Origin of the sequence: Polynucleobacter sp. (genome assembly GCF_040400325.1) — a bacterium.
In the GTDB taxonomy this organism is placed as follows: Bacteria; Pseudomonadota; Gammaproteobacteria; order Burkholderiales; family Burkholderiaceae; genus Polynucleobacter.
The window spans coordinates 83,658-95,166 of the sequence record NZ_JBBAQK010000010.1 but is presented as its reverse complement, the minus strand read 5'-3'; the positions used below and the strand labels follow the sequence as shown (position 1 = coordinate 95,166).

Annotated in this window: 10 protein-coding genes and 1 tRNA gene; 6 read left to right on the top strand and 5 right to left on the bottom strand. The window is 44.6% G+C overall.

The features are described from left to right. Positions 1-84 precede the first annotated feature (84 nt). From ABWP14_RS08810 to tsaE, 3 genes are all read right to left on the bottom strand, one after another. Positions 85-160, bottom strand: a tRNA-Lys gene (locus tag ABWP14_RS08810). Between the two features lie 82 nt (positions 161-242). Continuing rightward, on the bottom strand, positions 243-1,574 hold the full coding sequence (locus ABWP14_RS08805) for an N-acetylmuramoyl-L-alanine amidase (RefSeq protein ID WP_353202593.1): 1,332 nt from the start codon (positions 1,572-1,574) through the stop codon (positions 243-245). Continuing rightward, positions 1,575-2,102 (bottom strand): tRNA (adenosine(37)-N6)-threonylcarbamoyltransferase complex ATPase subunit type 1 TsaE, encoded by a 528-nt coding sequence (tsaE, locus tag ABWP14_RS08800; protein ID WP_353202592.1) that lies wholly within the window; start codon positions 2,100-2,102, stop codon positions 1,575-1,577. It lies immediately after the preceding gene. A 43-nt stretch (positions 2,103-2,145) separates the two neighbouring features. On the opposite strand from tsaE, the gene queG reads away from it, so the two are divergent. From queG to ABWP14_RS08785, 3 genes are read left to right on the top strand one after another with little or no spacing between them, the layout of a single operon-like run. Then, the gene (queG, locus tag ABWP14_RS08795; protein ID WP_353202591.1) at positions 2,146-3,246 is read left to right on the top strand and encodes a tRNA epoxyqueuosine(34) reductase QueG; all 1,101 of its coding nucleotides are present in this window, start codon (positions 2,146-2,148) and stop codon (positions 3,244-3,246) included. 35 nt (positions 3,247-3,281) lie between these two features. After that, entirely contained in the window at positions 3,282-4,067 is a 786-nt protein-coding gene (locus tag ABWP14_RS08790) for an AzlC family ABC transporter permease (protein ID WP_353202590.1), read from the top strand. Then, a complete protein-coding gene (locus ABWP14_RS08785; protein WP_353202589.1) occupies positions 4,064-4,408 on the top strand; it encodes an AzlD domain-containing protein in 345 nt (114 codons plus the stop codon). The genes ABWP14_RS08790 and ABWP14_RS08785 overlap by 4 nt, the downstream gene beginning before the upstream one ends. Here ABWP14_RS08785 and ABWP14_RS08780 read toward each other — a convergent pair. Next, on the bottom strand, positions 4,405-7,482 hold the full coding sequence (locus tag ABWP14_RS08780; protein ID WP_353202588.1) for an FAD-binding and (Fe-S)-binding domain-containing protein: 3,078 nt from the start codon (positions 7,480-7,482) through the stop codon (positions 4,405-4,407). The genes ABWP14_RS08785 and ABWP14_RS08780 overlap by 4 nt on opposite strands. After that, the gene (locus ABWP14_RS08775; protein ID WP_353202587.1) at positions 7,479-8,165 is read right to left on the bottom strand and encodes a GntR family transcriptional regulator; all 687 of its coding nucleotides are present in this window, start codon (positions 8,163-8,165) and stop codon (positions 7,479-7,481) included. Before ABWP14_RS08775 ends, ABWP14_RS08780 begins: the two co-directional genes overlap by 4 nt. A gap of 177 nt (positions 8,166-8,342) precedes the next feature. Here ABWP14_RS08775 and ABWP14_RS08770 point away from each other — a divergent pair, with 177 nt between their 5' ends. The 3 genes from ABWP14_RS08770 (at position 8,343) to ABWP14_RS08760 (ending at position 11,489) form a co-directional block, all read left to right on the top strand. Next, positions 8,343-9,527: a pyridoxal-phosphate-dependent aminotransferase family protein gene (locus tag ABWP14_RS08770; protein WP_353202586.1), complete on the top strand. Its 1,185-nt coding sequence runs from the start codon at positions 8,343-8,345 to the stop codon at positions 9,525-9,527. Positions 9,528-9,617: 90 nt separating this feature from the next. Beyond that, the gene (locus ABWP14_RS08765; RefSeq protein WP_353202585.1) at positions 9,618-10,025 is read left to right on the top strand and encodes a GlcG/HbpS family heme-binding protein; all 408 of its coding nucleotides are present in this window, start codon (positions 9,618-9,620) and stop codon (positions 10,023-10,025) included. A 6-nt stretch (positions 10,026-10,031) separates the two neighbouring features. Then, a complete protein-coding gene (locus ABWP14_RS08760) occupies positions 10,032-11,489 on the top strand; it encodes a DEAD/DEAH box helicase (protein ID WP_353202584.1) in 1,458 nt (485 codons plus the stop codon). Positions 11,490-11,509 lie beyond the last annotated feature (20 nt).

Here is an 11,509-nt window from a genome sequence, read left to right as displayed (position 1 = left end):
GTATTGGGGATGTGAAAGTAAAGGTGTAAACCATGTGGTCGGTACCGGACGTAAAGCATGTGTCCGGTACGGCCCCTTTATTTTTGGTGGGTCGGGCGAGATTCGAACTCGCGACCAACGGATTAAAAGTCCGCTGCTCTACCGACTGAGCTACCGACCCAAAAGGAAATTATAGCAAGAAGTTTGAGTGCGTTCCGTGGGTCTTGGAGCTCTACCCCACAAGCCCTATAGATATAAGTTCGTTATGAATTGCTTCTTCTAGCAACTGGTGGATTTTTGGAAAAATACTCCTTAATTCCCTTCAAAATCGCCTCTGCAATCCGATCTTGATAGCTTTCATCATTTAATCTTGCTTCTTCTTGGGGATTGCTGATAAACGCAGTTTCAACAAGGATGGAAGGTATATCAGGAGCCTTTAAAACAGCAAAACTGGCTTGTTCTACTTTTGCTTTATGCAGAGGGGCAAAGCCACCAATTTGCTTCAGAATAGAATTTCCCACCTGCAATGAATCCTTGATTTGCGCAGTGGTCGACATATCTAGCAATAAGTTTGCAACTTGCTGATCTTTGGTCTTGATATTGATGCCGCCGATCAGATCGGATGCATTTTCTTTATTTGCCATCCAACGTGCCATAGAGCTACTCGCACCGAGTTGCGATAGTGCAAATACTGATGCTCCTTTTGCATTAGGCTGAATAAAAGCATCTGCATGGATCGACACAAATAAATCTGCTTCAACCCGCCTAGCTTTTTGAACGCGGACATTGAGCGGTACAAAGTAATCACCATCACGTGTTAAGAATGGACGCATATACGCCTCACCCTCAATCTTGTCACGCAGTCGCTTGGCAATCGAGAGCACTACATTCTTTTCTTTAGAGCCCATTGAGCCAATAGCTCCCGGATCTTCGCCACCATGTCCTGGATCAATTGCAATCGTAATGAGGCGTTTATATTTTGCTGGAGCGGGGATATCTTTTGTTTCTGGTATGGCTTGGGCCACTGGCGCCTTTGGAATATCCTTCTTGGCTGCAAACTGTGCAATCAGATCGACCTCTTCATTTGATTTTGCTAAAGCAGATTCTTTGCGTGCGCTACTTTTAACCAATTCCATTAAGGGATCTGGTGGAGTGGTGGGGTACAAATCAAACACCATGCGGTAGTTGTATTCAGCAACAGGGTCTAAAGTAAAGAGTTGCGGTTTAATAGGTTCTTTTAAATCAAAGACCAGGCGCACAATTCCTGCTTGAAATTGACCCACCCGAATCTGAGAAACATAAGGATCGTTTGGCTTTACCTTAGCAACTAAATCTTTTAGAGTGGGATTGAGCTCTAAGCCTTGCACATCAACTACTAAACGATCAGGATTGGTCAGAATCTGATGAGTAATAGGCAGAGCTTTATCAGACTCTAAAGTGATACGGGTGTAATCTTCGGATGGCCAAACACGTACTCCCAAAATCTTAGCACCCCAAGCGATTTCAATCTCACCTAAGAGTAAAACAAATCCTAAAAACTTCGCTGAAGTCTGAAGATGCTTTCTTTTCGAGAGATTGATTTTTGGACGACGCATTTATGGTGTTGTATAGCCAGACATTGTTTTTAAAACGCTTATACCAAGAGCAGTTTTTGCTGCCATCAGAATTTGGCGCTCATTCTCTTCTATGCCGGCGTTCAGATAGATCGCAATATCAAACAAGGGTAGAGTGCCCCCTGCTTTTTCTGGCCACTCAATTAAGCAAAATCCAGGTACATCAAAATACTCACCAAATCCTGCTTCTTGCCACTCCAAGGGATCTTTCATGCGATAAAGATCAAAGTGATGCGCAATAAATGAGTATTTTTCTATATTCAGTGAGTAGGGTTCGCAAAGCGTGTAGGTCGGACTCTTCACCTTGCCCTCATGCCCCATGCCTTGAATCAAGTATCTGGCAAAAGTAGTCTTGCCTGCGCCCAGGTCACCCTCGAGGGCAATATTGAGGTGCGCGCTTGGATTTTGAGTGAGGAACCGGCTTACGCTGGCAGCACAATCCTTTGCAAGGGCGGCAGTATCCGCTTCTTGCCTACAATGTTGTTCAATAGATGCCTGTGTTTTACCCATTACGCTAGTTTATTCAATTATTGAGCTACATTCTGTATTGATCATGACTTTAAATGCTTCCACTACTTCCTCAGAAGAGTCCAATTTGCGAAATTGGCTTGGGGAAGAGGCTGCAAAATTGGGTTTTGATCAATTACGAATTACCGATACTGACTTGGGTTCAGCAAATGAGCGCCTGCAACAGTGGCTAGCAGAAGGGCGCCATGGGTCAATGGAATATATGGAGCGGCATGCCGAGCTTCGTTCAGATCCTCAGTTATTGGTGCCTGGTACCGTCAGGGTTATTTGCGTATCGATGAGTTACTTGCTTCAAGAGGGTGACTTTGATCAAGAGTGGCAGCGCTTAAATGAGCCGACTCAAGCTGTAGTTTCTTTATATGCTCGTGGGCGCGACTATCACAAAGTATTACGTCAGCGTTTACAGGAATTTGCTAAAACTATAGAGACAAAAATTGGTAAATTTGGTTACCGCGTCTTTACAGATTCAGCACCACTAATGGAAGTGGAGTTAGCACGCAAGGCTGGTCTAGGATGGCGTGGTAAACATACGCTCTTATTAAATCGCCAATATGGCTCGATGTTTTTCTTGGGCGAGATCTTGGTCGATATGCCATTGCCTCTAGATGAAGAGCAAGAAGAGCGTTGCGGAACTTGTCAGGCCTGTATAGAGGTATGCCCTACCCAGGCCATCACAGCCCCCTATCAATTAGATGCGCGTCGTTGCATTTCGTATTTGACGATTGAAAATCCTGGAGAAATTCCCATAGAGTTTAGGCGAGCAATGGGTAATCGAATTTACGGTTGTGATGATTGCCAATTAATTTGCCCATGGAATAAGTTTGCTAAGCGTACCCAGCTATCAGATTTTGCAGAACGTCATGGTCTGGGTCATGCTAGTCTGTTGCAATTATGGACCTGGACAAAAGCAGAGTTTGATCAGCGTCACGAGGGAAGTGCGATTCGCCGAATTGGCTACGTACGTTGGCGCCGTAACTTAGCCGTTGCGATGGGTAATGCGCTGGTTAGCCCTGATCTTGATGACTCTGAAAAAGAACTACTTCGTAAAGCATTACATGATGCTTTGTCTGGGGCTGAGCCGTTGGTGGCTGAACATATTCAATGGGCGCTATCAGACTCAGTCTAATCAGCAGACTTTTCATCCAGCTTTACAATGAGCCCATGTCATCTGCTAAGCAACCTCATATCGACCCTAAAGAAATCAATTTAGAAGGATCGACAGTCGATCGTTTCAAAAGCCGTAGCGATGCCTTTTGGTCTGGCATGCGCGATGCCGCAGGTGCTCCAGCGATGGTGCTGTTTGCAGGTATGGTGGGTTTTGGGGCAATGGGCCGCACCAATGGTGTAGATGGGTGGTTTACGGTCCTCAGTAGCTTTTTGATGTTTGCTTTGCCTGGGCAGGTGGTATTAATGGAGATGGTCATTACAGGTTCATCAGTCATTGCCATTGCATTAGCAGTCACATTGACATCCACTCGCTTTGTCACCATGACAGTGACACTCTTTCCGCAGTTACACGAAAAAGATCGTAACCGCCATCTTTATGCCACGGTTCATTTGCTGGCCATGACAGCATGGGCTGTTTCTATGAAAGAATTTTCTTCCATAGAAGTAAAGCATCGTTTAAGTTACTTTGTGGGTCTTGGCTTATTGTGTTGGTTGATCTCAGTGCCTGGAACTATCTTAGGCTATATTTTGGCGGGTTTTGTGCCAGCGGCCGTAACACTAGGTCTGGTTTTTATTAATCCTTTATTTTTCTTATTGACCTTTACTGAAGTAAAGCCCTGGATTAATCGCATCGCTATTTGTTTGGGATGCCTCTTAGGCCCTTTCTTCACCATGTTAGATCGAGACTCTAGTTTATTGACTACTGGAGTAATAGCTGGTGTGATCGCTTATTTCATTGACCGTAAATGGATTCGCAAGAAAGCGGGGATTATCGGATGATAAATGCATCTCTTGAGGGGTGGGGATTATGGTTGGCACTTGCAGGTGCCTGTCTAGGTACTTATGTCTGTCGTGCGATGGGGGTCATGCTCTCAGATCGCATTAATCAAGACAGTGAAATCTTTCGTTTGCTGTCAGCCATCACATACGCCATGGTTGCAACACTGACAGTTCGTTTGATTTTGTTTCCTGTGGGCCTGATGGCAACAGTTCCTGCCTGGATGCGGATTCTGATTTGTGTGCTCAGTATTGGGGTAATGGTTTCTAAACCCTCAAAACGTTTAGTGCCAGCCTTATTGACGGGTACCTTACTCATGGTTGGTTACGGCATCATTCGCTAAAGATGAGCCGCCAATATTCTGGCGATATGTACCGCTTCTCTTTGTGTTCCATCCGTAATTTGATGGCGACAACTAGTGCCATCAGCAACAACCCAACTATCGGGCGATTTGCGTATAGCAGGCAACAAGCTAGCTTCTGCCATTTGTTTTGATACTTCAATATGCTCGACTTCATAGCCAAAGCTGCCTGCCATGCCGCAGCATGATGACTCAATCAGCTTGGGGTCAGCATTAGGGATTAGTTTGAGTAATTCCATGGCTGGTGTGACAGCAGCAAATGCTTTTTGGTGACAATGTCCATGAAATAACACGGGTTTGCTTGCTGCTTTGAGAGCAAGCTTAAGCTTTCCAGCTTTCACTTCTTTTGCCAAGAACTCTTCTAAGAGTTGAGCTTGTTGGCTCACAGCGATTGCGCCCTCACCAAACCCCATGACCAGCGCTTCATCTTTGAGTGTAAAGAGGCATGAGGGTTCTAAACCAATGATGGGGATATTTTTATGTGCATAGGGCGCGAGATGACCGACTAATTCACCAAGGGTTTCTTTAGCTTTATCTACCATACCAGCTGCCAAATAAGTTCTGCCGCAACAAAATTCTTTTGAGCAAATATTATTGGCTGGTTTTTGATTGACGCTTTTATTCTTTTGAGGAATATGAACTCGATACCCAGCAGCTTTCAAGACTTGCAATGCCGCTGTAAGATTTTCATTTTCAAAGTAGGCGTTAAACGTATCTGCAATCAGGACGACACCTTTATCTGATCCGCTACTCAGTTGCTCGGGAGTAAATTGATAAGATGTAATAGTCTTTGAGTCATTCCAAAAAGTATTCCCTTTCCAAATGGGTAAACTTCTTTGCGCAGAGATGCCCATTAGCCACTCTTGTACCTTGGCAATCGGTTTGATGTGGTTACGCAGATTCAGTATTGCTGGTAGAAAGGGAATGCTGCTAATTAGAGGAGCATATTTTGGAAGATAGGCTACCGCTAAATCTCTGAATGAGTGCCCCGTTCGTTTTTTATATGCAGATAAAAATTCAATCTTCATCTTGGCCATATCAACGCCAGTAGGGCATTCACGACGACAGGCTTTACAGCTAACACACAGATCCATCACCTCTTTAATAGCATCACTCGCTAGGGGTGATATACCATCTTGAATCTCCAGTTGATTAGAGAGTGCCAAACGTAAAGTATTAGCTCTTCCGCGGGTCAAATGTTTTTCATCTCTTGTGACGCGATAGCTTGGGCACATCACTTCAGCATCGAATTTACGACAGTGACCATTGTTGTTGCACATTTCTACTGCTTTGGCTAAACCCATTGAAGGATCGCCACCAGTTCCAGGCGCAGTCGTTTCTTCAGTGATGGGATTATTCTGCACATTCCAGGCCGACCAATCTAATGCAGGCTGGAGCGGAATCACTTTATAGCTTGGTGGAAATCTAAAGTGGCTAATGTCATCCATCTTGGGTGGATTGATAATCTTACCGGGATTCAATAATCCGTTTGGATCAAAGGTGTGTTTGATTTGCGCAAGGGCTTCAGTAATTTTGGGGCCAAATTGCCAGGAGATCCATTCACCACGGCATAGTCCATCGCCATGTTCGCCACTATAGGCACCCTTATATTTGCGAACTAATTCTGAGGCTTCCTCTGCAACCGCGCGCATCTTTTGAGCACCATCTCTACGCATATCCAAAATAGGACGGACATGCAATGTACCTACTGATGCGTGTGCATACCAAGTACCACGTGACCCATGTTTAGAAAAAACTTCTGTCAGGGCTTGGGTGTAATCAGCCAAACTTTCTAGAGGGACGGCGCAGTCTTCAATAAAACTGATTGGCTTGCCATCACCTTTCAGGCTCATCATGATGTTCAGTCCTGCTTTGCGTACTTCCCATAAATTCTTTTGCAGACTGGCCTCTGCCATTGAAACAACCTTACCTGGCAAACCTAAATCTCCCATAAGCTCTTCAAGTACTTTGAGCTTTTCTAATAGAGCTGCTTGAGTTTCACCAGAAAACTCCACCAATAGAATGGCTTCAGGAGTTTGTTCGCTGGGATCAATTAAGGCAGTTTCAATCGTCTTCTTAAAGCTAGGATTGCTACGAGCTAAATCAATCATGGTGCGATCAACCAACTCCACTGCAGTAGGGCCGAGTTTGACAATGTGCTGCGCACTATCCATTGCCTTATAAAAGCTGGCAAAGTTTATGACACCTAATACCTTATGCCCGGCGAGAGGGGATAGTTTGAGTTTGAGTGATTTAAAATAGGCTAACGTACCTTCACTACCAACTAAGAGGTGCGATAGATTGACGCTGCCGTCTTGGGTATAAGGTAATTCGCTTTGAGGATGAAAGATATCCAGGTTATACCCAGCTACACGTCTGAGAACTTTCGGAAAACGAGCTTCGATTTCAGGTTGAAGATGATTGGCTAGGTTTTTTACAAAATCACCTAATTGTTTAGCAACACCAGAGCTATTGGCATAGTTAGCAAATTGTCCAATTTGCCCATTGGCGAGCCAGGCATCAATTCCTAAAACGTTATGTACCATGTTGCCGTAAGCAATAGAGCGACTGCCGCAAGAATTATTACCAGCCATTCCACCAATCGTAGCTTGCCCTCCAGTAGAGACATCTACTGGAAACCAAATACCATGTTGCTTCAGTTGGGCATTTAAATGATCCAGCACCATGCCAGGCTCTACTTCAATATAGCTTTGATCAAGATTGAGATCTAGAACATTTCTAAAGTACTTACTATTATCAATAACCAGCGCAGTTCCAGTGGTTTGGCCACATTGGCTAGTGCCACCACCTCTGGGCAGGACTGGAACCTGAAGGTCGGCTGCAATCTGAATCGCAATCGCAATATCTTGCGCTGTCTTAGGGACTAACACAGCAACGGGCATTGCTTGATAAATAGAGGCATCGGTTGCATAGCGGCCACGACTCGCAATATCGGTCATCACTTCGCCAGAGGTTTCCTGACGAAGGCTCTTTCCTAATAGAGCTTGATCAACCATGAGCTCTTTGAATGCATTGATTTCTATAGGCTTATTCATACTTGACTAACCTGTATACCTGATTCAGATTTTAGTAGATGAACAACGACATCTCGCTTGTTGGCGACATGAGTAATCATGACTTTGCGCACCCGAGCACTATCACGCGCCTTCAATGCATCGAGCATCTCTTGATGTTCTTCAACCGCTTTTTCCCATTTCATGCCATCTCGATTGGAGCGAAAGCGCAAGGCTTCAATGCGGGAGTTCACTTGAGAGAAGAGTGTTGCTAATACAGGGTTATTCGCTGCTTGATTAATCAGGCGATGTATTCGTAGGTTTAATTTGAAATAGCTAGACAAATCACGTCTCGCATAAGAAGCCATCATTTCATATTGAAGGGCCTCTAATTCTGAGAGGGTGCTTTCACTAATATTTTTAGCAGCCAACTCACCAGAGTAGCCCTCTAATTCTGCAATCACATCAAAGGTATGAATCACATCTTCAATGCTTAGTTGTACGGCAATCGCACCACGATTAGCGATTAATTCGACTAAGCCATCTGCGGCAAGCCGGCGAATAGCCTCCCGAATAGGGGTGCGTGACACATTCAAACTCTCTGCAAGTTCCCGCTCATTGAGTTTGCTGCCAGGGGCAATCTTTCCTTCAACTAATAATGACTTTAGGGTTTGAAAGGTTGCTTCATGCAAATTTTGAGAGCTAGGTTGTTCTATCGCTGCCATTGCTTATGCCTTAATTTGTATACAAAATAATAATAATCCAAGGTAAATGATAAATAAACCCTTATTTTGGCTTTTTTTTGATGTTCAGATTATATATTTTGCATACAAAATAGAAAAATAGGAAAATTTCCCGTACACTATTGCCACTATTAACCCAAAAACCCAGTGAGACAAAGCATGCTGAAACTCGACAACCATCCTTCTGGACGCCACTTTTTACATATTCCTGGTCCTAGTCCAGTGCCATCCCGTGTTCTGCGTTCTATTAGCTATCAAACTATTGATCATCGTGGACCTGAGTTTGGTCAGTTCGGTCTAAAAGTTTTAGAGGGTATTCAGAAAATCTTCAAAACCAAGCAGCCCGTCATGATTTATTCCGCATCCGGAACTGGTGCATGGGAAGCTGCGTTAGTGAATGTTTTGAATCCTAATGACAAAGTACTGTTTTATGAGACTGGACAGTTTGCTAACTTATGGCATGCACTCGCTAAACGACTTGGCATAGATGTTGAGGTGATTGGTAAAGTGGGTCACGATACATGGCGTTGGGGTGTTGATGCTTCTGTAATTGAAGAGCGTTTGCGCAAAGATACGCAACACGAGATCAAAGCGGTATGTGTTGTGCATAACGAAACATCTACCGGCATGACTTCAAATATCTTGGCTGTTCGCAAAGCAATCGATGCAGCAAAACATCCCGCCTTACTACTCGTTGATAGCGTCTCTGGCATAGGTTCTGCGGACTTTGAACATGATGCTTGGGGTGCTGATGTCACGATTAGTGGCTCACAAAAAGGCTTGATGTTGCCACCAGGCATTGGATTTAATGCTCTATCACCCAAGGCAATTGAAGTCAGTAAACATAACAAGATTCCGAAGTCTTATTGGGCTTGGGATGAGATTTTGGAGATGAACAAAACAGGTTATTGGCCAACAACTCCAAGTACTAATCTGATGTATGGCTTACATGAATCCATGGATATGATGATGAATGAGGGCCTGAATAATATTTTTGCCCGCCATCAACGTTTGGCACAAGCATGCCGTCATGCGGTAGCAGCTTGGGGTCTAGAAAATCAGTGTCAAGATCCTAATGCATATTCTCCAGTACTTACTGGTGTTGTTGTGCCCGATGGTATGGATGCTGATAAATTGCGTAAACATGCCTTAGAGAAATTTAATCTCTCATTAGGCACTGGCCTTGGCAAGCTCAAAGGAAAAATGTTCCGCATTGGACATTTGGGCGACTGTAATGAGCTTAGCTTGATGGCTGCCCTAAGTGGGGTAGAGATGAGTTTGGGATCTATGGGCTATAAACCCAAGGAAAGTGGCGTTGTAGCTGCCCAGGAGTTCTTAAAGTAAGTACTAGCAAGGCTCGCACCCCTATACCCCTTATAATTCATGCACTTATATTGCAATCATTGAACCGCATTCGAGATAGAAAGATTAAACATGTTAGCTAATAAACATTATTTAACACAAGCGGCTGTCCAAAAGATTTTGGAGGCCGCAGATCAATATGCTGCCAAACATAAATTGGCAGTCACGATTGCTGTTTGTGATGAAGGCGGTCATATGTTAGGTTTAATTCGTCGTGATGGTTGCGCACCCTTGTCTGCTTATATTGCTCAAGAAAAAGCGCGCACTGCTGCGATGGGTAAACGCGAAACTCTTGTTTATGAAGAAATTATTAACAACGGTCGCCATGCATTTTTATCTGCCCCGCACGTCTCAGGCATGCTAGAGGGCGGCGTCAATATCGAGGTAGATGGTCATACCATCGGCGCAGTCGGCGTTTCCGGCGTTAAATCGGCTGAGGATGCTGCTACTGCTAAGGCCGGCATCGCTGCCATTCTGTAAGTTACCTTGATAAATACTGATTCTGAAATAACTTCTTCTACAGGGCTTGGTGAAGTCACCACCCCTAGCGACATTCCTGCGGCAACGATCACTTTTGCTGACTTTGGTTTAGATCCACTGATTCAAAAAGCGGTCTCTGAACAGGGATACACTATTCCGACACCGATTCAAGCGCAATCTATTCCACACGTATTAGCGGGTAGTGACCTAATGGGTGCAGCCCAAACTGGCACAGGTAAAACTGCCGCTTTTGTATTGCCTATTATTCAAAAGATTTTGCGTCACGCTAGTAATAGCGCTTCTCCTGCGCGTCATCCAATTCGTGCCTTGGTCTTAACGCCTACCAGAGAGTTGGCAGTCCAAGTGGCTGAGAATGCTGCTAGCTACTCTAAACATACAGATCTGCGGACTGCTGTTGTTTATGGCGGCGTTGATATGAAGGAGCAGGTTGCTTTGCTGCGGAATGGCGTCGAGATTTTGATCGCTACGCCTGGTCGCTTGTTAGACCATATTGGTTCTAAGGTGGCAAACCTATCTCAAGTGGAGTTGTTGGTGCTTGATGAAGCTGATCGTATGTTGGATATGGGCTTCTTGCCAGATCTTCAATGTATTATTAATTTAATTCCGGTGCAAAGACAAACACTTTTGTTTTCTGCAACCTTTTCTCAAGAGATTAAAAAGCTAGCCCAAAGCTATTTGCGTACTCCAGTAACAGTGGAAGTCGCGCGACAAAATGCGGCGGCTGACACCGTAAAACAAGTAGTGCATATGGTGTCATCTAGCGATAAACAAAGTGCCATTGTCAAAGTACTAGAGTCCCGCTCTCGCCAAGGCTTATCTCGCCAATGCATCATCTTTACCAATAGCCGCTTAGGCTGTGCTAGGTTAGCGCGTGCCTTAGAGCGCGATGGAATTAAGGCAGGCGCAATTCATGGGGATAAGAGTCAGGGTGAACGTACCCTTACTCTGGATGCCTTTAAGTCAGGCGTTATTGAAGTATTAGTAGCAACCGATGTAGCGGCACGTGGTTTAGATATCCCCGATATGCCTTGTGTCATTAATCATGAATTACCTTATAGCGCAGAAGACTTTATTCACCGCATTGGTAGAACAGGGCGTGCGGGTAGTACAGGCGATGCGATTGCTTTAGTCGATGCTAGTGAAAAGCGTCTTTTAGACGATATTGAAAGATTGATGAAACGCAAGTTAGAAATCAAGCCTTTACCAGAGGGTGTACCCTCAAATAGGTCTGCATCAAGCAGGGCAAGCAGCTCTTCTTCTAGCAGCACATCGTCAAATAGTGCAGTACCAGCAAAAATGTCAGACCCATTTTTCTACAAACCGTATGAACCCTCTGCTGCACCACAATCAGCAGAAGGTGCCAAGCCAGAACAGAAAAAAGTGGGTATCGTGCCTGCTAAGCCTACCGTTGGTGCCTTACTTGGTGGCTTTAAGAAAAAATAAATGAGGTGTTGAAAAAGTAT

Bases quoted from the DNA above. Each gene is read 5' to 3' on its own strand.
- ABWP14_RS08805 (WP_353202593.1), bottom strand. From the start codon at position 1,574: ATGCGTCGTCCAAAAATCAATCTCTCGAAAAGAAAGCATCTTCAGACT.
- tsaE (WP_353202592.1), bottom strand. From the start codon at position 2,102: ATGGGTAAAACACAGGCATCTATTGAACAACATTGTAGGCAAGAAGCG.
- queG (WP_353202591.1), top strand. From the start codon at position 2,146: ATGACTTTAAATGCTTCCACTACTTCCTCAGAAGAGTCCAATTTGCGA.
- ABWP14_RS08790 (WP_353202590.1), top strand. From the start codon at position 3,282: ATGTCATCTGCTAAGCAACCTCATATCGACCCTAAAGAAATCAATTTA.
- ABWP14_RS08785 (WP_353202589.1), top strand. From the start codon at position 4,064: ATGATAAATGCATCTCTTGAGGGGTGGGGATTATGGTTGGCACTTGCA.
- ABWP14_RS08780 (WP_353202588.1), bottom strand. From the start codon at position 7,482: ATGAATAAGCCTATAGAAATCAATGCATTCAAAGAGCTCATGGTTGAT.
- ABWP14_RS08775 (WP_353202587.1), bottom strand. From the start codon at position 8,165: ATGGCAGCGATAGAACAACCTAGCTCTCAAAATTTGCATGAAGCAACC.
- ABWP14_RS08770 (WP_353202586.1), top strand. From the start codon at position 8,343: ATGCTGAAACTCGACAACCATCCTTCTGGACGCCACTTTTTACATATT.
- ABWP14_RS08765 (WP_353202585.1), top strand. From the start codon at position 9,618: ATGTTAGCTAATAAACATTATTTAACACAAGCGGCTGTCCAAAAGATT.